This window comes from Rhizobium sp. P40RR-XXII (assembly GCF_012641405.1).
In the GTDB taxonomy this organism is placed as follows: Bacteria; Pseudomonadota; Alphaproteobacteria; order Rhizobiales; family Rhizobiaceae; genus Rhizobium.
Map to the genome: position 1 here is coordinate 19,215 of NZ_JABAII010000028.1, position 20,980 is coordinate 40,194.

The following is a 20,980-nucleotide window of genomic DNA, read 5'->3' on the forward strand; positions in this document are numbered from 1 at the left end:
CCGCGGAACGCCCGAGACAACTTCAAGAGACGTCCCTAAGAAAGCTGGAACAATGCAATGTCCGCGTTAAAAGGAAATTCTAAGACGGGTGTGCTCGGCGCCGAACTGGAAACTGCTTCTGTCCCCGTGCCATGCGACCAAGCTCAACAAATTGCTTGCGACCATTATGGCCTTTCTGGTCGCGCAACATGGCTGTGGGGCGAAAAGGACAGCAATTATCGCCTGACGCTCGAGGATGGCACGGCGTATCTCTTAAAAATCCTCAATCCTGTAGAGGATCCACTCGTTACCTCCATGCACAGCTTAGCGCTCTTACATGTGGAGGAAGTGGATCCAGGAATTCCGACCCAGCGCGTCATCCGTACGCGTGACGGTGCCGCGGATTTTCGCTTTGTGGCGGACGACGGCAGCGAACGCGGCGTGCGCATGGTCACCTTCGCACCAGGCGTTTCACAACGGACCGCGCCACAGTCTCCTCTACAGCGCCGGCGGGTTGGCGCGTTGCTCGGACGTTTGCAAAAGGCCTTGAAAAGCTTTTCCCATGAGGCTGCATCCCATCGCATCAGCTGGGATTTGAAACATGCGATAGGGATGCGTGAAGTCCTGCCGACATTTGCTGATATACATCAGCGAACGCGCCTCGAAAATGCGATCGACGAGTTCGAGACGGCGATTGTGCCGATCATGAACACGTTGGATGCCCAAGTCATCCACAACGACTTCAATATGGAAAACATCCTCGTCGATACGACAACGCCCGATACAATCACCGGCATCATTGATTTTGGCGACATGGTGCACGCCCCCACGCTTTTCGACGTGGGTGTCGCTGCTGCCTACCAGATCGGGGATGAGCCTGATCCGGTACGGGCGATGTGCGATCTTATCAGGGGATATCGCAGCGAATGTTTCCTATCCGATACCGAAATCTCTCTAGTCTACAAGGCAGCGGTCATGCGGTTGGTGATGCGGCTTTGTATTCCGAAATGGCGCGCACGGCTATTCCCCGAGCACGCTCAGCGCTTGACCACCCAAAGTGCGGGCGTTTGGGCACAATTAGCGCGCCTTGATGCAATTCCAAGGACCGTCGCTATCGAAAGACTGCGCGAAGCCAATCGGTGATCAAAAGCATGAAAAAAACCGTTTCCCACAAACCGAGCGCACCGATGGTCAACGGTTTCGACTCGGCACGGCTCGGTAGCCTGCCGGAACGAGAGCGAAAGATGATCGAGCGCCGACAGATGCTACTCGGATCGTCGTATCGGCTCTTTTATGAAAATCCAGTCCATATCACAAAGGCCAAAGGCGTATGGCTGTATGGACCGGACGGAGAAACCTATCTCGACGCCTATAATAACGTGCCGTCGGTTGGTCATTGCCACCCGCACGTTGTGGAGGCAATAAGTTACCAAGCATCGCAACTCAATACTCATACACGTTATCTGAACGAGCAAATCCTCTCCTACTCCGAAAGGCTTTTGGCGACGTTTCCGGCCGAACTCGACCGTGTGATGTACACCTGCACCGGCAGCGAGGCGGTCGATCTAGCCCTCCGGTTGGCACGCTATTATACCAGTGGCACCGGTATCATCATTACGGAGAACGCTTATCATGGCGTTACGGCTTCGGCGGCGGAAATCTCGCCGTTGCTTGGGGACAGCGTACCTCTTGGCCAGCATGTGCTGACGGTGCCGGCGCCCGACACTTATCGCGCCAACGGTCGCGATGTTGGCGCGGCATTGGCGCAGGACGTCGCTAAAGCGATTGGCCACATGCGCCGCCGGGGTATCACGCCAGCCGCCTTTATCGCCGACAGCATCTTTTCCACGGATGGCGTTCTTGCCGATCCGCCCGGTTTCCTCAAGCCTGTCGTTGATGTGCTAAAAAAAGCTAGTGTACTTTATATCGCTGACGAGGTGCAGCCCGGTTTCGGGCGAGTAGGCTCAAACATGTGGGGTTTCGCGCGTCACGAAGTCGTCCCGGACATTGCAGTCATAGGCAAGCCGATGGGTAACGGAATGCCAATCGCAGCGGCCATTATGAAGTCGGACATCCAGGAGCGTTTCGGCCAGGATATACGTTACTTCAATACATTTGGGGCCAACAACGTTTCTTTGGCTGCTGCCTCGGCTGTACTTGACGTTATCGAGAAAGAAAACCTTATGCAAAATGCTCGCAAGACAGGGGACTACCTAAAGGCAGGAATGAACAGCTTGAAAGAGACGTTCACGTCGATTGGAGATGTACGAGGCAGCGGTTTGTTTCTTGGGTTGGAGTTTGTACGCAATCGGGACAGCCGCGAGCCAGATAGCCGCCTCGCGCTGAAGGTCGTTAGTAAGCTTCGTGATCGGCGTGTGTTGATAAGTGCCTCAGGACCAAATGGCAATGTTCTCAAAATTCGGCCGCCACTCCCTTTCTCTCGCGAAAATGCTGATATGCTGCTCAACGCATTGGAGGATGCTCTTATCGAAATAGAACGCGGGGAGTGAGTATGGCAGCCTTCAAGTCGAGGCGGTGGAAGCCGGAGTGGCAAAGAAGAACCCTTCAGATCCCAGCATACCATTCATAGCCGCGATCCTCCCAGAAGCCGCCATTGCCGCCCCAAAGGTCGTCGAACTTGTCGCGGATCTCGATTCTCATAAGGTATTTGGCATTTTTGTAACCGAGGTGACGCTCGACACGCAGGCGTAACGGCGCGCCATGCTCGACTTCCAGATCCTTGCCGTTCAATGCGTAAGCGAGAATCGATTGCGGATGAAACGCGTCGATCAGGTCGATGCTCTCGTAATAGCGGCCGCTGCCATCAAGCGTCTGCTCCAGCTCATCAGCGCAATAGAAGACCGCGTAGCGAGCACCGGGCTTCAGGCCGGCCGTCTGCAGGATCAGACCCAAAGGCACGCCCTGCCATTTGCCGATGGCGCTCCAACCTTCGACGCAGTCGTGGCGGGTGATCTGGGTGCGCGAGGGCAGTCTCTTCAAGTCCGCCAGCGACAATTCCATCGGCTTGTTGACCATGCCGTCGATCTTCAGACGCCAGTTGGCAAACTTTGTCTCGACCATCTCGACGTATGCCGGACTGTTGGGCGCTGTCGATCCGTTCGGGTGAAAGCTCGGCGAAATATCGGCCTCGGTATATTCGCGGGCGAGCGCCTGCGGGGAAACGATCAGCCGTTGCGTGCCCATGGTCAACCGTTCCGCCAGAGCCAGCACCTGCTGGGCGTGCTGGTTCTGGGTAACATCATCGCAACCGGTCAGGCCCAACGCGCCGAAGCCGGCGGCCGAGCCGATGAGAAAGCGGCGGCGGCTGAGAAAGGAGGTCATCGGTCGGTCTCCTCATTGGTGATGGAATAGCGGCCGGTCACCATCGAACGCATGTTGTTCCAGAGGCCGGAGAGGAACACCATCGCGACGTGAACGATGACGAACAGCACCAGGCTCCAGGCGGTGATAAAATGAATGCCGCGCGCCGACTGGCGGCCGCCGAAGATGTCGAGCAGGAATGGATAGCCGGCATCTATTGCAGGCGACATGGTCAACCCCGAGCCGATCATCAGGGGCAGCAGGATGAAAATCACGATGAGGTAGGCCAGCTTCTGCAGCGCATTGTAGCGGCGCGCATTGTCGCCCTTTGGAAAACGCAGCCGGGCATGGTCCTTGATTTCATGCCAGATATTGCGGGGTGCGATATCCTGAGCGGTCGGGGCTAGGTCACGGCGGAAATGACCGCCGATCAGGCTATATGCAAAATAAACGAACCCGTTGATGACGAACAGCCAAGCAAAAAAGAAATGCCATCGCCGGCCGGCCGCAAGATCCTGGAAGCTGGGGATCGTGGCCCAGGCGGGGAATGCACGCGGCGCCATTTCGCCATCGACCGCAGACGCGCCAAGCAAACCGGTTGTCGTGATCGACAGGCGGCCGATCCGTACTGTTCCGATGACCTTGTCGCCATCCTGATTGCTGGCGATTTCGAACCAGGATGGGTCTTCGACCGCACCGTAGTTCCCCCAATGCAGCTGCGGATCGGCATTGAAGATCTGCATGCCGCTCATCAGCAGCAGCGTCAGACATAGGACGTTGATCCAGTGCGTGATCCGCGTGACAACCGAATGCCGGCGAATGAAGATCTTGGCTGGGGGAGGTGGCGGCGCAGTGCCAATCTGCTCGATGCTTGCCATAGACGGTTCTCCTGATGGTGCCACCGGATAGCGGCTAGCTGGAACTCTATGAGGGGCGGGTCGTCGCCACCCATTGAAATTGCCCGGATGCCATCGGCAGCCGGGCAATCTGCGATTTCGCCGCAGTCGTCTCACATCGGCGGAATAACGCCGTTGATGCCGACGAGCACGCGGTCGGATTCAACCATGTTGTCCCCAGTCGTCGTGCCGTTGATAATAACACCGGCGCCGGGCTTGATGTCGTCCTTCGTCGCGTTGCCAATAGTCACGACGGGCGTACCCGGCGGGATCGAGATCTTCTTCTCGCCGCCCTTATAGGTGAGCGACAGCGTCGGGCCGTTGACCGAGGTCACGGCACTTGCAACCGTGGCATTGGTCATCGAGCTTTTCGGCTTCAGGTCCCAGCCGTAATCACCCTCGCCGGTGCCTTTCATGGCCGCCGGGAAGATCAGCACTTCCAGCGCGCCGTTGACGCCGCTATCGGTCGGCACTGACGCAATGCCGACGAAGTCCCCCGGTTTGATATCTGTTACGGCGGCTTTGACGATGCCGTTGACAGCCCATCCGGACTTCAACATGATCGTAACGTCCTTGCCTTCACGCGATTTGACCTTCAGTGTATCGCCGTTGAGTCTTTCCACGACGCCGCGAACGCGAGCCTTGTCGGCCGCATGCGCAGACACTACGGTCAATGTCCCGAGGGCCAATGCAGCACCCACGATTTTCAACTTTGACAGCGACATTCTGCTCTCCATATCTTCATCTCCTAATACGTGATCCCCACGCGGCCATCGGGCATAGTGCGTAGGCGATCGCTTGGAAGGTCGAACACCTTGCGATGGCACCTGAGCGGCAACAGCAATTGTTCCTCAATTCCGCCCTCTCATTCGGCGGCTCCGGAAATGCGTTACACAGATCACGGGGATGTGATCACGAGACCGGGGAAGAATAATTTGGATGGACATGTAACAAGTCGCGGCCAAGAACGAATGATGGCCCGTGGATGACTAAATCGGTATCGGAAGAGATCTTGAAGGGTTTAATGCTTCTATCGCTTGACGGCGATGAGGCGGCATACAGACGCTTGCTTACAGTTCTGCGTGATCTGCTTCTGATTTATTATCGGAAGCGTTTAGGATCGCGTGTTGAATGGGACGTCGAAGACCTTGTCCAGGAAGTGCTTCTGGCTTTGCACAACCGCCGAATAACCTTCGATCGGGACCGACCGTTCACGGCGTGGTTTTTCCAGATCGCCAGATACAAGCTAGTTGACCACCTGCGTATCGCCAAGCGCAAAAGCGAGAGTAACGTAGAGCTGGACGATGAACTTGCAGGCGATTTTCGAGAGGAAGCACTATTTGCCCATCTCGACGTCGATCGCCTGCTCGATCAACTGCCTCTTAAACAGAGAGAGCTTCTCCGACAGGTCAAGCTATTCGGGAATACGACCGCTGAAACGGCAGTCAACACGGGTCAGTCGGAAGTCATGGTTCGCGTAAGCATCCACCGAAGCATACGAGAGATTGGTCGCAGATTGGGCTTTGCCAATGACGAATAGTGATGAATTGATCGAGAAGCTGGCAGCAGGGCTTGCCCCGGTACCTCCGCACGCCCTGAGAAAGAGGCTGGCTCACGTTGTCGGAATTGGAGTGCTGGGGGCAGCGGTTGCGCTGTTGGCATCGTTCGCTATTCGCTCAAATAGCCAAACCGTTTCCCTGGTCGCGTTCACCGTAAAATTCGCATATTCGGTTTGCGTGATGGCTATGTTGATCGTTGCGCTCGAGCAGATAGCCCGGCCGGGAGGGCGGATTAGTGAGCCGTTACGCGTCATCGGCGCTATATTCGTCATCATGGTTTTTTTGGCTGTCGCGCAGCTTGGCTATTCTCCGCCTACCTCTTATCGCTTTTTGATCCTTGGTTACTCCTCGGTGATATGTCCGTTTCTGATCGCGGCGTTCGGTCTTCCGGCCTTCGGGGCCAACATATGGTTTCTCCGCCGGGCGGCTCCGACGCGACCCAGGCTCGCTGGATTCATTGCTGGTGCGTGTGCCGGCGCTACGGGCGCCTGGGTATATTCCTGGGCGTGCATCGAGAACGGTATTCCGTTCATCACCATCTGGTACACACTCGGCATCCTGTTGAGTGGGCTGTTAGGATGCTTCTTCGGTAAGCTGCTTTTGCGCTGGTAGTCCCCATCGAAACGCCAGCCGTCCTTCCGGCGATTGCCGACCCTCATACGTACTCCTGTGGGTGGAATGCGACCAAAGATATTGGCGTCGCTAATCACAAGCCCTTCAGGTTGGTAATGCTCGCCAATAAGCACCGACGGCATCAACGCAAGCCAACATCGTGGATCGCCTTCTGAGCGGAACACCTTGACGGCGCCATCGGTCACGGGGACGGGGTCTTTACCACCAACCGGATCGAAGACGCCATCGCCGGCGTCTGCACGTCGAACGTCGAAGTCCAGCAGCAGAACAGGCCGATTGGCAAGACCGGCCAGAGCGGGCGCATTCTGGTGCCGAACCTCAATTCCTGTGGACCCAATACCGTTTCCATCGATCCCAAGAATCTCCCCGTCGACGCCGACGTGCCGGCAACCTGGGAAATTGTCGTCCCAGCGGATCGCAGCGGTGTCGTCGTCAAATTCGGCGTGGCGGAAGCGCCGCAGGCGGCACTCGTGACTATCAACGACAAGAACGGCGCCCCTGCGGGCGGGATTGAGCGGCACATTACAGGGATCGGATGAGGCGTTTATTGTCGACTTTGTGATGAAGAGGACCAGCGGAACAATAGCTGGAAAATCGAGTTACTGAGACGCGGAACCCAACTGCGCAATCGGTTGATTGCGACGCTGGATTCCCATTGAAGGAGGAGGAGGAGCGATGGCAATTGATAAACACGAGCAGATCCGCCGCCGTGCTTACGAAATTTGGGAGCAGGAAGGCCGCCCCGATGGCTCAGCTACAAGGCATTGGCTGCAGGCCGCTGATGAACTAGCGGAGGATAACGAGCACGAGACATTGCAAGATTTGATCGACGAGGATGATCGGGATGATGAAGTCTCGCTGCGGACTCAAGGTGAAAGCGGCGATCGACCCAGGCAGTCATCAAAGGCGTCATCAGGCGGGGAAGTGCGTCAAGTCGAGCGAAGACGATCGCGGCGACAATCATAGCGGGCATTGAAGTGCATGAAGATCGCCACCTTCAATGTCAACGGCATCAACGGCCGGCTGGATATTCTTTTACGATGGCTGCAGGAGGCTGAGCCTGCCATCGTTTGCCTGCAGGAATTGAAGGCGCCGGACGAGAAATTTCCAGTCAAGGCATTGAACGCGGCTGGATACGGAGTGATCTGGCATGGTCAGAAAAGCTGGAACGGCGTCGCCATCCTGGCGAAAGGGCAGGAGCCGCTTCAGACAAGGCGCGGGCTACCGGGCGATCCTGACGACACGCACAGCCGGTATATTGAGGCAATCGTCGACGGTATTGTCATCGGCTGCCTCTATATTCCGAACGGTAATCCGGCTCCGGGTCCGAAGTTCGATTACAAGCTTCGCTGGTTCGAACGGCTCAGTACATATGCGGCTGAGCTTCTGGAGCTCGGCGCCCCCGTCGCGCTTATCGGTGACTTCAACGTCATGCCGACCGACATCGATGTCTATGCCCCTGACCGATGGCGCGACGACGCACTCTTTCGGCCCGAGGTGCGAGCCGCTTATGCCGAGTTGATAGCGCAGGGATGGACGGACGCGCTGCGGCACCTGCATCCGGATAAGCGGATCTATACCTTCTGGAAATATTTCCGGAATGCATTTGCGCGCGACGCCGGCCTCAGGATCGATCATTTCCTGCTCAGTCCTGCGCTGGCCCCGGAACTCACTGCGGCCGCGGTAGACAAGTTTACGCGTGCATGGCCGCACGCGAGCGACCACGCGCCGGTGTGGATCGACGTTAAGGATTAATCGATATTTCAACTTTGCTTGCGGTCGCAATCTGCTCCGACAGAAGTCGCCCTTTGGTTCTTTTTCATCCGATTGCCAACGTTGCTTCGCGCGCAGCAATCAACGGTTTACGGGCGAGGGTCCATTAATCACCATTGGATAAAATGGGCAATGTTCCATAATTGAATTAATTTCCATTATACAATTATAGGTAGTGGTTCTAGCATAATCTATATTATGGAACTTTAGCCGCGCCGGGTTTACCGAAGGCCATTTCGTTTAAGTTTTGCGGCCATGGCTGCTTCGTCCAGCATGGCGTAGTACGCTCTTCAGCTTCAGCTGACCGCACCGTCCGCATGCGTGAAATCGTCTGCGAAGCCCCTTGCACCGCGGGCCGTTCCACATATGAGGTTGTATAGGCCCGTGAACGGGCCGGCAATTGCTATAGGCTCAGACCGTGGATCCGCCAATCAAGGAGAACTGCAATGCCAATCGAATGAACAATTGACAAAGAACCTGATGTGAACAGATACGAACTGCGGATCCTGCAATCTTTCAGTTTCATTGGATACAGATATCGGCGCATCGCTGGTTAATTAGCGCTGACTTTAAGTTCGGCGCGCCCGACGGATCGAAGTGGAAAATAGGCGTATATTTCATCACCAAATGGTGCTATTTAAAGCACCAGAACAAGGAAACCAAATAATGCGATCGACCATCAACCTCGACGACACTCTCATGGAAAGGGCGAGGTCCCTAACCGGTACAAAAGAAACCGCCGCCCTGGTCCGCCAAGCGTTGGAAACGCTTGTCCGAGTGGAGTCCGGAAAGCGCCTCATCGCGCTCGGCGGAACTATGCCTGATGCAGAGGCAGCCCCACGTCGCCGGAGCGCAGCAGCCAAGTGATACTGGCAGACACTTCTATATGGATCGATCATTTCCGCCATGGTGACGCAGAGCTGCGCACGATTGTTGATAACGATCGTCTACTCTGCCATCCGGCTGTGATTGGCGAGTTGGCGCTCGGCAGCCTCCGAGATCGTGGGAGCGTGATAACTTTCTTGGCGGCCCAGCGCGAAGCGTTCGTCGCAACACACGACGAAGTCATGACGATGATTGATCGCCACGGCATTTTCAGTATGGGCATTGGCTATACAGATGCCCACTTGCTCGCCTCGATCCTGCTTGATCCGCGGGCGGCCTTATGGACCAGAGACAAGCGTCTGCAGGTAGCGGCTGAAAAAGCGGGCGCTTCACTATACACGCCGGTCAATGCGCGCAACTAAATACTGAAATAATGCTGGTAAGGTTCAGACCAGCAGGACGCAGCAATGGCGCGGTCGCAAGGCCTGCAGCTTTTTTCCTCCGGGGGTGAGCGGAAATCTGTGAGGATTGGTGGAGTATGCTGGAGGCCTCCTTCCGCTCAGGCCGACCAGTCTGCTAACCGATTGAAACCCGTGCACGTGACACTGCCGAACGCTTTACGGCGTCGATCACCTTCAGAGTTTCCAAGCCCTCGCGACCACTTACCAGTGGAGCCTCTAAACCGCGGATCACATTGCAAAACCGGCGGATCCGCATTGCTCGCTTCCACGCGGGATTGGTCGAGAGGTTCTGTCCAGCGTCGCTTCGCTCCATTCTTCCACAGCGTAAGGCTGGGGATAGCGAGTGAACCTGATCTGAACCCTTCAAACTCGACCAGTTCTAGCTAGAGTTTTCCGGTGATCGACCGACCGGTCAGGCTCGCCGGTGCTGGGAGGCATTAAACCGGTTTGCAGCCGCTGAACAATTTGAATCGTAAGAGTCCGTCGAAGTGCGAAAGTCCCTGTTTCGCAATAGGGACTTTCGGCAACCTTTGCAGAATCAAGTGGTGCGCTCCGCCCCGCGCGGCCGCCATTTGATGAGGCGGCCCTCGACGAAATCCAGCACGAGGTCGATCAACAGGACAAATACCGCCAAGATGAATATGCCCGCAAAGACACCGACAGCGTCGAAGTTGCCTTCTGCCTGTGCGATAAGGTAGCCCAGACCGGCCGATGCGCCCAGATATTCACCGATGATCGCGCCAACGACCGCAAATCCCACCGATGTTCGTAGCGACGACAGGATCCAACTTGCGGCGGCCGGAAAATAGACGTGCCGCAGGAGTTCAGCCCGTGTCGCACCGAGAATGCGGGCGTTCGACAGCACCACGGGATTAACTTCGCGGACGCCCTGCATCGCATTGAAAAAGGTCACGAAGAACACGAGCGTAACGGCGAGAGCCACCTTGGACCATAGGCCCAACCCGAGCCAAAGAACAAAGATCGGAGCAAGGACGACACGCGGAATGGCGTTCAAACCTTTGATGAACGGATCGAGGATGCGCGCGGCTGAGCGCGACAGGCCGAGCCACACCCCCGCGGCAACGCCAAGGCCAGTGCCGATGATGTAGCCTAGCACCGTTTCAGTCAGGGTAATGGTTAAATGCTTGAAAAACCCTGGATCGGCGACCCATGCAAATACCTGTTTTAGAATATCGATAGGAGAAGGAAAGAAGAAGACATCGACCACGCCCAGGTTCACGCCGATTTCCCATCCGCCGACGATGATCAGCAGCAATGCCAGTTGCGTAAGTCTTTCAGTCATGGCGTTCATAGCTTTTCTCCACTTCTCCGCGCAGGGAAGCCCAAATATTGCGATACAGCTCGGTAAAACGGGGATCGAGCTTGATTTCGGCGACATCGCGGGGTCGCTCCAGATCAACAGGGAAACTGTCGATTACCCGAGACCGGGGACCCGAGGCCAGAACCACGACACGGTCTCCCAGGGCAATCGCTTCCTCAAGATCATGCGTGATCAGAACGACAGCCCGCCGCTCTTCCTGCCATAGGCGAAGCAACTCATTTTGCATCAGGTGCCGGGTATGAATGTCCAGAGCGGAGAACGGTTCGTCCATGAGGATGACCTTCGGCCCCGTTATCAGGGCTTGAGCCATTTGCACTCGTTTGCGCTGACCACCCGAAAGCTGGTGCGGATAGCGGTCCTCGAAGCCTTTGAGACCGACCTTCGCCAGCCATTTGAGGGCCCGCTCACGGCGCTCACGAGCGCCGACGCCCTGGAACATCGGGCCTAGTTCCACATTTTCGATCGCGGTTTTCCAAGGGAGCAGCGCATCCTGCTGAAACAGATACCCGATATTATTCTGAACCCCGGAGACTAGAGTCCCGTCGATGGAGACGGATCCCTCCGCTGGCTTCAAAAGTCCGGCAATTGCATTCAGGATCGTACTTTTGCCACAGCCCGTCGGCCCGACAATTGCGACGAATTCCCCGTCGGCCACTGCCAGATTTACATCCTGGACCGCGACGAAGGAGCCAAAGGACATGGTGACATTTTCGATCGCCACCATTGCTTTGGATGAAACCCCTGCGTGGGGCGTCTGTGTTACCGGCGCGAACGCTGCCACGGACATCTTAACCTCCCTTAGTTCGATGCCGTCGCCGGCACCTTAGCTACGAATTCATTGGTAAAAGTCTTGGAAAGATCGATCTTGGTCGCCTTGACCTTGTCGTTGAACGAGGTCAGGACCTCGAGAGGCGTCTTGATATCGTCTCCGTTCAGCAGACCATCCGTGGAAAAGATCTGACGGGCATTTTCGACTGCTTTGATGTAGGTAGCCTTGTCGCCGGAAATGAACTCAGGCGGCAGCTTTTCGACAATCTCTGCAGCGCTGTGCGTCTTCATCCATTGCAGCGCTTTCACTGTTGCGTTTGTGACCTTCTGAACTGTCTCCGGATTTTTGGAGATGTAGTCCTGCGTGGCGTAAAGCACCGACGTTGGATAGATGCCGCCATAGATCTCCTTGGCGCCATCATCATTACGAGCGTCAATCAGGATCTTTCCGACGCCCTTCTCGACAACGAACGTCGCAGCAGGGTCGTAATTTACGAGCAGATCGATCTTGCCTTGCTGAAGCGCTGCGACTGCAGCCGAGCCCGACCCCACGCCGATGAGCGAAACGTCGTTCGCTGAGAGATGATGCCGCTGGAGATAGTAGCGAACAAAGAAATCAGAGGACGACCCAGGAGCGGTGATTCCGATCTTGGCGCCTTTGATGGTTTCCGGCTTTTTCGGATCGAACTTCGTATCTTTGCCGCCAGCCAGCACGAGCCCGGAATTGCGGCCCAACTCCACGAACGCGACAATATTCTTGTTCTGGGACTGCATTTGAATCGTATGGTCGTAAAAGCCGACAGCGACATCGGTCGAGCCCGCAACCAAGGCCTGCAACGTCTTTGATCCACCGGATGCGAAGTTTTCGACCGTTACATCCAGCCCTTCCTTCTCATAGAGGCCCAAACCCTGAGCAACAGGAAAAGGCAGGTTGTTAAGGTTATAGGAACCGACGCTGATGCGAACAGGTTCCGCGACAGCCGCACCGGATAGTGCTATCGTTGCAGCGAGTACGAGAATAAGCTTTTTCATTCGATCTCCTCCGTTTTGGCACCCTCCCGGCGCCATGGGTTGATTGATTATGCTGCACAGACCAGTGCTTTGACAGGTTTTGCGAAGACCTGCCCCTCGAAGAGCCTGCGGGCCGTGCGAAGAATTCCGGCAACGAGCTTTCCATCCCGCAACTGCAACTTTACGTCCAGATGGCCGCTGGGATGTTCAATGGAAAGCACGACCGGCGGTCTCTGAATGCCAATGAGGCGAGATGACACGGTGTTTTCGCTCACGCACGCTGTCGCAATCCCGACCGCGCCCGTCGTCGCTAGCGACGGATGGCATTCGTTCGGCATAAAGTATCGAACGCTCAAGGCGCCGCCCTGTCGTGCAGGAGACACGAGAACCGGTTTTGGCGTGACCTGATTGCGAACATCACCCATTCCCATTCTCTTGCCGGCAAGGATACGAAGGTTTTCCAGCCGTTCGATCAAGGAACGATTGCCGTTTAGGTCTGCAGCGCTTTCGTATCCGCTCACGCCAAGCGAGATCGCGTCGATAAGGAGCATCGGCATGGCGCAATCGATACAGGTCACATCGATGCCGTCGATCGTCTCGATCGACTTGCCGCTTGGGAAAAGCTGGCCCGTTCTGGCACCTGCCGCGTCCTTGAACGTAAGCGCGATCGGAGCGGCCTGACCCGGTACGCCGTCAATTTCTGCATCTCCGAGATAGGCTACGGCACCATTTGGGGTCGGAACCTCGGCTTCGATCATCTTGCCGGTGTTCACGTTGAAGATTTTGACGAGGGTGGTCTCTCCGGAGACGGGCACGAGCCCTGCTTCTATTGCGAACGGCCCGACGGCCGCCAGCATGTTCCCGCAATTGGGGGAGGTATCCACGATCTGCTGATCCACGCGAACTTGCGCGAACAGATAGTCCACGTCCGCGCCCGGTACTGTTGCCGGGCCGCAGATGGCAACCTTGCTGGTCACGGGATTTCCCCCTCCGATGCCGTCGATCTGGAGGGGATGCCCCGAGCCCATGATGGACAGAAGCACCTGATCTCGCTGGGCCGGGTCTTGCGGCAGGTCCGACGTCAGAAAGAAGGGGCCTTTTGAGGTGCCGCCCCGCATCAGTACGCATGGTATGGAGAGCAGGTCATTCATACGTTTTCTCGTCGGGTAATGTGATTGGCGTATTAATAAGCCTCGTTATTGCTATTATGGAATTAGTGATTGATATGTGAAATGCTAAAATCGAGGTGATTGATACGGAATGAACATCAATTGTGAGATTCTTGACCTAAGGGCGTTCTTGGCCGTCTTAGAGCTGCAGGGCTTTCATCGCGCTGCCGATCAGCTGAATATGTCGCAACCGGCATTGAGCCGGCGCATTCAAAAGCTCGAGCAGGCGATCGGTGCACCGCTGCTGGAGAGGACGACGCGCCACGTCGCTGCTACCGCTCTTGGAACCGAGCTCGTTCCTCTGGTGCAGCGCATGCTGGAGGAGTTCGATGGATCGCTGTTTTCGATGCGGGAACTGGGAGCCAAGCGCGGAGGCTTGGTAACGATTGCTTGTCTGCCGACGGCAGCCTTTTATTTCCTGCCTTCGGTCATTCGACAGTTCAATCAGGAATATCCGAATATCCGGCTTCGCATTCTCGACCTTACCGCGACCGATGCGCTGCAGGCCGTTGCACGCGGCGAGGTCGAATTCGGAATCAACATTATGGGAAGCTCCGACAGCGATCTGGTGTTTGAGAGGCTGGCCGAGGATCCCTTCGTCTTGGCAGCCAAGCGGGACCATCCACTAGCGGAAAAGAAAGAGGTTCGGTGGGAGGATCTTGAGCCCTACCCGCTTATCACGGTTCATCGCTCCAGCGCGAACAGGACATTGCTTGACGCTGCTCTGGCTAGATCGAACATCAAACTTAACTGGTTTTACGAAGTTACCCATCTTTCAACATCGCTCGGTCTTGTAGAGGCAGGGCTTGGGATTTCCGTGCTACCGAAAATGGCGACCCCACAGGGGGACCATCCTTTTCTCATCACGCGCTCGATCCGAAATCCAGAAATCTCGCGCACTATCGGGATCGTCCGGCGCCGTGGCGGCACTTTGTCACCTGCCGCAGAGCATTTCATGCGCATGTTGATTGGTGCATGGAGACAAACCTAAATGCAGTAATTTTGCCGACACGGCTTGCATGGCCAAGAAGTTGACGTTGGCTCGCAGGTCCACCTTAGCCGTTGTGATGGAATGGGCGATTGCGTGAACAAGGGGGACCATTTACGGCGCGATTTGGTCCGCTTCTGGAATGTCCGTCGCAGCGCAGTGTGGATTAGGTTGCGCAAGTCTCATTGATTGCCGGACCCGTCCCCGGCCGATCAAGCTCGCCCGTTCTCGCTATGCGTCACGGTATAATAAACTTCGAAAACGGAGACATTGCTATGGGCGTGACACGCTATTAATTCCTCGGAATTTACAGAAGAATAAACGAGTGCTCTGATCTGGGAATTGTTGGGAGAGAAGCGCCATTGATGAACTGGTTGCATCCATTGTTTGATTAATCACTTGAGCCGCGCGAGGAGCTATAGGCATTCCCCTAGGACGGCGACTTCCAGAATTGTTGACACTAACACCACGCCCGGTCACCCGGTATTCGAATTCCCTGGAAGGGAGCGATTGCGGCATTACCGTTCGGCTCGCTTCAGGAGCTGCCGGCAGCGTTCGTTTCGCCAGTGAGCATAAGCAGCAACGTCGGTCAAAGAGGCGCTCGAATTTTGCTATCAAACTAATAAAGTTAAATGCATCTCCAATGGCAGAAGGCTCAAAAGGGCTTCTGCTTCTCGGAGACCTCGACAATGAAAAGAGTGCCGCGTTTCGCTCCGGTCTACGTCGTCCGAAATCATACTGGCGAGATCAGAACGGTAGGGACAGCCGACGAGGTTTGGAAGACGCTTCTGGATGACTGGCCCATGGAAGAAGGGAATTGCTTCCTTTCAGCGCTACTTATTTGCTTGGACGTGCAACGAGGTGAACGGCCAGCCGAAGAGGCGCGCGTTGCATTCATAGCGGCAGCAGTCGAGGCAGGCGTTCCCCTGCTATCGTAACATGATCGATTCCCCGCAATCTTTCCGGAACTTTCCAGCCCAGAGTCCGTTCACCGCCCGAGGAGAACGTCGATGGTTCAATGGTGGAGTAAGCCCGTTATCGTCGAAACGCGTAAGACTGGTGCGCGACTGGTCATTTCGAACGCAGAACGCGCCACTGAATATCTTCTGGACGAATGGCCCACGCTTGAAGCTGGACAAGCATATCAATCTGCCAAAAAAGCGTTGCTAGACGCCCACGAAGAAAAGATAGACGCTGAGAAAGCGCGAGAGGCGTTTATCGCTGCTCTGAAAGAGGGCGATATTTACATCTTTGACGAATGAACTCGCGCCACGTCGTGATCTGCCGACATGAGACAATCTGCGTGATCGGCTGATGGCGGCGGCAGTAGCTTTCACCTTGAGCGTAATCCCTGCCGGCGCCCTCACCGTGATGACACAAAGGGCCTCAATTTCGTGGCGCATGTCGGTCTCCGCGTTGCTATATGCCTCGGGTGCTTTGTCGATGCCGGAATTGACGAGCGTTGCGGCTCGTTCTGCTTCGAGCTTTTTCGCGAGGCCATCCAGCTGCAAATGGCGCTCCAGGCCTCGGGCATATCCACGAGGTCATTGGACGCGTCGCTCATCAAATTCGGGATGAGCACTCATATATGATACGATTTCGTCTGCAGGAGACAGGTGCTGGCGGAGGCTTCAATGGGAAACATGGTTTTAGGCTTGCTCGCCCTTGGCGGCCTGGTCGGGTTCATCTTTCTGGCATTCTGGAATTCAATGCCTCGGAAAACGACAAGAAAAGACGGCGAAAATAACAGGCATGGTACCCATGACGAAACCCAAGTTGCCCATGGATCCAATACCGGGCACTGGTCCATCTGGGGAGCGCCCGGCCCGGACGCTTAGAGCAATTCCGGGAAAAGTGCCGGGCGGTTTTTCTATCCGTCTTCAGCCATCGGCCTCGACGGAGGTAAAGGGGCGAAAGAATCCAGTCGGCTGCAGGATCGAACTGGCGATATTGGCAACGATCTGACCCGGCGCCTCGCTCTTTGCCTTGGCCTCTTTCCACGCCGGATCAGCCAGGAATTCCGCCCATTTCCGCTCGCGCTCCTCCAGCGATTGCCATTTGAGGAAATAGATGAGATCGGAGCTGGAAGGCCCGATCATCGTCGTCCAGAAACCGAGGGGGCGGATGCCGAGCCGGTCCCAGATCGCCAGCGTCGCCGTTTCGAAACGCTCCTGGAGCGCTGGCAGCTTGCCGGGCAAGCAGGTATAGATGCGCATTTCATGGATCATGGAAATCTTCCCCGAGTGGATTCAGAACAGGCCGAGCTGGTCCCTGAGATCCCGATTTAAAAGTAGTTGAGCGATAGCAGCGGGAGTGATTCCCTTTTTGCGCCAGATTAAAGGGTTTTCGACGCATTGGACCGCTATTGCTCAATTTGAGCATAACAGAGACGTGCTTCGTTTTTCAAGTGATTCGACGGACCGGGAATGGGCGTTGATCGATCCTCTGATCCCACCGGCACGCAGTGTCGGTAATGGCGTTCAGAATCATTGGTGCGCTCCACAATATCGGCAGCGCGAATTGCTCGTCGCGTCGTCAGTATACAGTTAAGGATCCCAATTCGCGACAGGCCCGTTTTCCGTCGGGAATTATGGGACAATAAAAAGATAGAATGGTTCAAAGATTCTGTGAAAAGCCAAACCACTTTAGGATGGCGGCCGGTATCCTCTGGCGCGCTTCTGCCGGGTTAATGCGAGAAACATCCTGACGGCGTCGCTTTCATCGGCGAAATGATGTGCCATGCTCTGTCCGCCGAACCCTATGCGGCCCCATCTTCTTGTCAGGCATGTGTCGCCGAACAGTGTCGTCGATATTTCCAGAACATAATAACGCGCCATGTTCCGCCCGGCATCCGCGCGTTCGATGTAGAGATGATAGGGTTGAGTAAGCATGCCGGCAGGATGATCGATCCAGCCGGAGGGGTCCAACGAGTGTTTTGAATCGGTCGGCCCGGTTCGATTCATTTCCGTTATTTATTCGGACCGGTCGTCCCCTCGCCTCTTCGAACCTCCCCTGCTCGGAGACCATGCCTGGATCGGCAATCGCTGCCTTTAGGAATAAGCGGCTTCGTGGAAGCCAATTTCCAGACGTTGTGCTTGACCGAAAATGGCACTCAGCCGCTTCCGCTCGTCACCACCCATGGTCTCGCCCGCCTGGTCGAGTACGGCCTTCAGCCATCGCGCCTGCGCCTCGAATTCGGGCTCGGCATGGAGCTTGACCCATTCCTTGAGCAGGGGATCGCGGATCGCCGATCGGTTGGCTTCGATCGACCAGGTCCAATACATCCATTCGGCGGCAAACATCGCCGCGATCGTATCGAGAAACCCGCCGTCGCGGGCAATCGCAAGCATTCCCTCGCGGAAAGCGGCGACATCTTCTCGAGCGGTGTCGTATCGAGCCGGATCGATGCCGCGCGCTGCGAAGGTCCTTTCGAAATAGGCGATCTGCTGGTTTGCCAGCGCGTCGAGTACGCCGATCAGCCAGCGCTTCTGCGCAATGCTCTCGGCCTTGGCGGTGGCATAGGAGAAGATAGCAATCGCCGTGTCGACGAAGGCGCCCTCGAAGACGAGGTAACGCTCGAAGACCTCGTTCGGAAGGCGGCCGGCCTTGATATCCTCGACGAAGCGGTGGCGAACCATCGCTTCAAAGACTTGCCGGTTCTCGTCGAGTATCTGCTCCGATAGGGTTTGTGCCATCGTCCTTACGCCTCCAGGCCGGGTTTTGCCGCTTCGACGAAGGCTGCGACACGGGCTGGGTCAACCGGGTTCCACCAGACGCCGCCTTCCTTCAAAGACGAGGCGACGATGACGCCGTTCGTGCGCTTGAGGATCTCGACGATATTATCCTTGGTGACGCCGGAGCCGACCAGCAGCGGCAGATGGGTGGCGGCGCCGATCTCTTCGATCTCCTCGATCGTCGCGCTGTTGCCTGTCCTCTGGCCGGTGGCGATGACTACGTCGGCATCGAAGAAGGCGAGGTCGCGGGTCAGCTCATCGATCGTCCGGTCGGCGGTGATGGCATGTGCGCCATGCTTCACATGGCTATCGGCAAAGACCCTGATATGTTCGGCGCGCAGCAGCGAGCGATAGCGCATGGCCTCCGCCGCGCGTCCCTCCATGAATCCTTCATTGGCGACATAGGCGTTGGCCCACTGATTGACGCGGATGAAGCTCGCGCCGCCGGCCATCGCAATCGCGAAGGCGGGGATTGGCGCATTGGCAAGGACGTTGATGCCGAGCGGCACGCCGGCGGCGCGGGCAACGCGGTCGGTCACGACGGACATGAAGGCCGCGGTTTCATGGCCGATGTCCTCGGGTTTCGAAAAGGGAATGTCCCCATGGTTTTCGATGATCAGGCCATGGATTCCGCCCTTGACGAGCGCCTCGGCGTCGCGAATACAGGTGTCATAGATGGAATCCATCGCGGCGCCGCGATAGCGCGGAGCACCGGGGAAAGGCGGGCAATGGATCATGCCGATCAGCGCCTTGTCAGTACCGAAGATTTCCCGTATGGCGCTTGAGGCCCTATCCGATATCTGCTGCATTTCTCTTTCCTTTCTGAAAGCCTGCCATGCGTGCCTATGTCATCGGTAACGTCGCCATCGACGAAACCATATCCGTATTGTCCATGCCCGAAGCCGGCGCCTCGATCCTCGGTCGGGAGGAAACCCGCGACCTTGGCGGCAAGGGCGCCAATCAGGCGGTCGTGATGGGTCGGACGGGCCTTTCCACGACGCTCGTAGCCGCCGTCGGCGAGGACTTTCGCGCCCAGACGATCCGCGACCAACTTGCCGGAGAGGCGGTCGATGCCCGCCTTGTGGGATACCCCAACCGCTCCAGCGACTTTTCCATCATCTTCACCACGCCAGACGGCGAAAATGCCATCGTGACGACGACGGCCTCTGCCGAGGCATTGACCCTTGCCGAGGCACTAGCACCGCTTAAGGACGCTGCAGCCGGGGACCTCGCCGTGCTGCAGGGCAATCTCAGCGAAAGCGTCACCCGCGGCATTCTTGCCGAAGCCAGACGCCGTTGCCTGACGACCGCCTTCAACCCCTCCCCGCTACGGCCCTACTTCGCCGAGCTCTGGCCGCTGATCGATATCGCCTTCCTCAACAAGGGCGAAGCCGAAAGCCTGACCGGATCGTCCGGCGAGACCGCCCTTCACCGCCTGGCCGAAGCCGGTGTCGCGCAGACTGTTCTGACCCTCGGCGGCGCCGGCGCGATCCTTGCCAGCGGCAGCCAGGTGCTTGCTACCGTCCCTGCGCTTGCGACCGAAGTCGTCGACACGACCGGCGCCGGCGACACCTTCATGGCCGTTGCGCTTGCCTCGGCTGCCCTCAGAGGCACGACACTCGACGCCCGGGCTGTTCGTCACGCAACAGCGGCAGCCGCCGTCACGGTCAGCCGCCGGGGAACGCGCTCAGCTTTCCCCAGCAGGGCGGACCTCACCGGCATTCTTGCCGGCGAATGACACTTATTTTTCCTCCGTCAGCCAACCGAGAATATTCTTCCAAAGACGCCCGTAACCCTCCCATTTGCAGAAGGCGGGCGAGAGCCAATGCGGGCCGATATCCGAGGTCCAGGCAGCCGTCCTGCCCTTGCCGAAGTGGCCGGTCACCAGGAGCGGATGCCCGCCCTGATCATCGGGCAATCGGGCGATGACTTCGACATCGGCGCGCTCGCGGACTTCGACTTCGTTGACGCCGAGCAGCAAAGGCCAATCCTTCGGCATGCCGGCAACCGTCGCATGTTCGGACTTGACGATGACAGGCGTCGTCCCCTCGGGAATTTCGACGCGATCGTCATAGGGCAGGCATGTCACCGGCAACGCGTCCTCGACCGGCGTGCGGCGCCAGCGGGCCTTGCCGTCTATCCCCTGGAAGGAGAAATAGCCGCCGACCATCAGCAGGCCGCCGCCCTTTTCCACCCAGGCCTTGAGCAGTTTCAGCCGGTTCGGGACGGTCTTCGAATGCAGCCAGACCGCCGGCGGAAGAAGCAGCGAATTGGCGCCGATATCGGAAAGAATGATTGCGTCATAGGCATCCAGCCCGGCCATGTCGAAGGGCAGCTGTTCGACCGCCTCATGGGCCGGCATATAGGTGAGCTCATATTCGCTGCCGGCGAGCGCCTTTACGAGCGGCTCGGCGCCGAGGTGGAAGGTGACGCTTCCGAACTGGTCGAAGCCCTTGTAGTGCGTGGCGGAACTGACCCAGCTTTCGCCGACGAGAAGAACCTTCTTTGTCATGATGTTTCC

Annotated in this window: 26 protein-coding genes and 1 pseudogene; 14 read left to right on the forward strand and 13 right to left on the reverse strand. The window is 57.0% G+C overall.

Annotation, left to right across the window (positions count from 1 at the left end; translation table 11 throughout):
* The first annotated feature begins 57 nt into the window (after window positions 1-57).
* Entirely contained in the window at window positions 58-1,122 is a 1,065-nt protein-coding gene (locus HGP16_RS31785; protein ID WP_168843923.1) for a phosphotransferase, read from the forward strand.
* A 44-nt stretch (window positions 1,123-1,166) separates the two neighbouring features.
* Window positions 1,167-2,489 carry an aspartate aminotransferase family protein gene (locus HGP16_RS31790; protein WP_168843958.1) on the forward strand — a complete coding sequence of 441 codons (1,323 nt, stop codon included), beginning with the start codon at window positions 1,167-1,169 and terminating at the stop codon, window positions 2,487-2,489.
* A gap of 55 nt (window positions 2,490-2,544) precedes the next feature.
* Here the strand turns inward: HGP16_RS31790 and HGP16_RS31795 are convergent, their stop codons facing one another.
* From HGP16_RS31795 to HGP16_RS31805, 3 genes are all read right to left on the reverse strand, one after another.
* A complete protein-coding gene (locus tag HGP16_RS31795) occupies window positions 2,545-3,321 on the reverse strand; it encodes a molybdopterin-dependent oxidoreductase (protein WP_168843924.1) in 777 nt (258 codons plus the stop codon).
* Window positions 3,318-4,178, reverse strand: coding sequence for a cytochrome b/b6 domain-containing protein (locus HGP16_RS31800; RefSeq protein WP_168843925.1), 861 nt, complete (start codon window positions 4,176-4,178; stop codon window positions 3,318-3,320). The genes HGP16_RS31795 and HGP16_RS31800 overlap by 4 nt, the downstream gene beginning before the upstream one ends.
* Window positions 4,179-4,309: 131 nt before the next feature.
* Window positions 4,310-4,921, reverse strand: coding sequence for a hypothetical protein (locus tag HGP16_RS31805; protein ID WP_168843926.1), 612 nt, complete (start codon window positions 4,919-4,921; stop codon window positions 4,310-4,312).
* Window positions 4,922-5,181: 260 nt separating this feature from the next.
* Between HGP16_RS31805 and HGP16_RS31810 the strand changes: the two genes are divergently transcribed.
* The 7 genes from HGP16_RS31810 to HGP16_RS31840 all read left to right on the forward strand — a co-directional run bounded on the left by HGP16_RS31810 (window position 5,182) and on the right by HGP16_RS31840 (window position 9,408).
* Window positions 5,182-5,736, forward strand: a complete 555-nt coding sequence (locus tag HGP16_RS31810; protein WP_168843927.1) for a sigma-70 family RNA polymerase sigma factor — start codon at window positions 5,182-5,184, stop codon at window positions 5,734-5,736.
* Window positions 5,726-6,367 carry a DUF1109 domain-containing protein gene (locus tag HGP16_RS31815; RefSeq protein ID WP_168843928.1) on the forward strand — a complete coding sequence of 214 codons (642 nt, stop codon included), beginning with the start codon at window positions 5,726-5,728 and terminating at the stop codon, window positions 6,365-6,367. Before HGP16_RS31810 ends, HGP16_RS31815 begins: the two co-directional genes overlap by 11 nt.
* Before the next feature lie 329 nt (window positions 6,368-6,696).
* Window positions 6,697-6,927, forward strand: a complete 231-nt coding sequence (locus HGP16_RS34850; RefSeq protein WP_409526877.1) for a hypothetical protein — start codon at window positions 6,697-6,699, stop codon at window positions 6,925-6,927.
* A gap of 136 nt (window positions 6,928-7,063) precedes the next feature.
* Window positions 7,064-7,354, forward strand: a complete 291-nt coding sequence (locus tag HGP16_RS31825) for a DUF2934 domain-containing protein (protein ID WP_168843929.1) — start codon at window positions 7,064-7,066, stop codon at window positions 7,352-7,354.
* A gap of 15 nt (window positions 7,355-7,369) precedes the next feature.
* Window positions 7,370-8,143 (forward strand): exodeoxyribonuclease III, encoded by a 774-nt coding sequence (gene xth, locus HGP16_RS31830; RefSeq protein ID WP_168843930.1) that lies wholly within the window; start codon window positions 7,370-7,372, stop codon window positions 8,141-8,143.
* A 684-nt stretch (window positions 8,144-8,827) separates the two neighbouring features.
* On the forward strand, window positions 8,828-9,028 hold the full coding sequence (locus tag HGP16_RS31835; RefSeq protein WP_017958375.1) for a type II toxin-antitoxin system VapB family antitoxin: 201 nt from the start codon (window positions 8,828-8,830) through the stop codon (window positions 9,026-9,028).
* Complete coding sequence (locus HGP16_RS31840) at window positions 9,025-9,408, forward strand: PIN domain-containing protein (RefSeq protein WP_168843931.1); 384 nt, start codon at window positions 9,025-9,027, stop codon at window positions 9,406-9,408. The genes HGP16_RS31835 and HGP16_RS31840 overlap by 4 nt, the downstream gene beginning before the upstream one ends.
* Window positions 9,409-9,985: 577 nt before the next feature.
* Here HGP16_RS31840 and HGP16_RS31845 read toward each other — a convergent pair.
* The 4 genes from HGP16_RS31845 to HGP16_RS31860 all read right to left on the reverse strand — a co-directional run bounded on the left by HGP16_RS31845 (window position 9,986) and on the right by HGP16_RS31860 (window position 13,719).
* Entirely contained in the window at window positions 9,986-10,759 is a 774-nt protein-coding gene (locus HGP16_RS31845; RefSeq protein WP_168843932.1) for an ABC transporter permease, read from the reverse strand.
* A complete protein-coding gene (locus HGP16_RS31850) occupies window positions 10,743-11,513 on the reverse strand; it encodes an ABC transporter ATP-binding protein (protein ID WP_168843959.1) in 771 nt (256 codons plus the stop codon). Before HGP16_RS31850 ends, HGP16_RS31845 begins: the two co-directional genes overlap by 17 nt.
* A 74-nt stretch (window positions 11,514-11,587) precedes the next feature.
* A complete protein-coding gene (locus HGP16_RS31855; RefSeq protein WP_168843933.1) occupies window positions 11,588-12,589 on the reverse strand; it encodes an ABC transporter substrate-binding protein in 1,002 nt (333 codons plus the stop codon).
* Between the two features lie 47 nt (window positions 12,590-12,636).
* Entirely contained in the window at window positions 12,637-13,719 is a 1,083-nt protein-coding gene (locus HGP16_RS31860) for a 4-oxalomesaconate tautomerase (RefSeq protein ID WP_168843934.1), read from the reverse strand.
* Between the two features lie 109 nt (window positions 13,720-13,828).
* Here HGP16_RS31860 and HGP16_RS31865 point away from each other — a divergent pair, with 109 nt between their 5' ends.
* The 3 genes from HGP16_RS31865 to HGP16_RS34860 all read left to right on the forward strand — a co-directional run bounded on the left by HGP16_RS31865 (window position 13,829) and on the right by HGP16_RS34860 (window position 15,987).
* Window positions 13,829-14,728, forward strand: a complete 900-nt coding sequence (locus HGP16_RS31865) for a LysR family transcriptional regulator (protein WP_168843935.1) — start codon at window positions 13,829-13,831, stop codon at window positions 14,726-14,728.
* Window positions 14,729-15,414: 686 nt separating this feature from the next.
* Entirely contained in the window at window positions 15,415-15,663 is a 249-nt protein-coding gene (locus tag HGP16_RS34855; protein ID WP_168843936.1) for a DUF982 domain-containing protein, read from the forward strand.
* A 72-nt stretch (window positions 15,664-15,735) separates the two neighbouring features.
* Window positions 15,736-15,987: a DUF982 domain-containing protein gene (locus HGP16_RS34860; protein ID WP_168843937.1), complete on the forward strand. Its 252-nt coding sequence runs from the start codon at window positions 15,736-15,738 to the stop codon at window positions 15,985-15,987.
* On the opposite strand, the gene HGP16_RS31880 is transcribed toward HGP16_RS34860, so the two are convergent.
* Window positions 15,892-16,236: a hypothetical protein gene (locus HGP16_RS31880; protein WP_168843904.1), complete on the reverse strand. Its 345-nt coding sequence runs from the start codon at window positions 16,234-16,236 to the stop codon at window positions 15,892-15,894. The two genes, HGP16_RS34860 and HGP16_RS31880, sit on opposite strands and share 96 nt — an antisense overlap.
* A 369-nt stretch (window positions 16,237-16,605) precedes the next feature.
* Window positions 16,606-16,953, reverse strand: a complete 348-nt coding sequence (locus HGP16_RS31885; RefSeq protein WP_168843938.1) for an NIPSNAP family protein — start codon at window positions 16,951-16,953, stop codon at window positions 16,606-16,608.
* A 106-nt stretch (window positions 16,954-17,059) separates the two neighbouring features.
* Between HGP16_RS31885 and HGP16_RS34865 the strand changes: the two are divergent.
* A pseudogene (locus HGP16_RS34865) lies at window positions 17,060-17,197 on the forward strand (transposase); the annotation flags it as partial.
* Window positions 17,198-17,370: 173 nt separating this feature from the next.
* Here the strand turns inward: HGP16_RS34865 and HGP16_RS31895 are convergent.
* The 3 genes from HGP16_RS31895 to HGP16_RS31905 all read right to left on the reverse strand — a co-directional run bounded on the left by HGP16_RS31895 (window position 17,371) and on the right by HGP16_RS31905 (window position 19,268).
* Window positions 17,371-17,688 (reverse strand): WGR domain-containing protein, encoded by a 318-nt coding sequence (locus tag HGP16_RS31895; protein WP_168843939.1) that lies wholly within the window; start codon window positions 17,686-17,688, stop codon window positions 17,371-17,373.
* An 87-nt stretch (window positions 17,689-17,775) separates the two neighbouring features.
* Window positions 17,776-18,420 (reverse strand): TenA family protein, encoded by a 645-nt coding sequence (locus HGP16_RS31900; RefSeq protein WP_168843940.1) that lies wholly within the window; start codon window positions 18,418-18,420, stop codon window positions 17,776-17,778.
* A 5-nt stretch (window positions 18,421-18,425) separates the two neighbouring features.
* Complete coding sequence (locus HGP16_RS31905; RefSeq protein WP_168843941.1) at window positions 18,426-19,268, reverse strand: BtpA/SgcQ family protein; 843 nt, start codon at window positions 19,266-19,268, stop codon at window positions 18,426-18,428.
* Between the two features lie 26 nt (window positions 19,269-19,294).
* Between HGP16_RS31905 and HGP16_RS31910 the strand changes: the two genes are divergently transcribed.
* Window positions 19,295-20,197 (forward strand): PfkB family carbohydrate kinase, encoded by a 903-nt coding sequence (locus HGP16_RS31910; RefSeq protein WP_168843942.1) that lies wholly within the window; start codon window positions 19,295-19,297, stop codon window positions 20,195-20,197.
* Window positions 20,198-20,200: 3 nt separating this feature from the next.
* Here the strand turns inward: HGP16_RS31910 and HGP16_RS31915 are convergent, their stop codons facing one another.
* Window positions 20,201-20,971: a glutamine amidotransferase gene (locus HGP16_RS31915; RefSeq protein ID WP_168843943.1), complete on the reverse strand. Its 771-nt coding sequence runs from the start codon at window positions 20,969-20,971 to the stop codon at window positions 20,201-20,203.
* Window positions 20,972-20,980 lie beyond the last annotated feature (9 nt).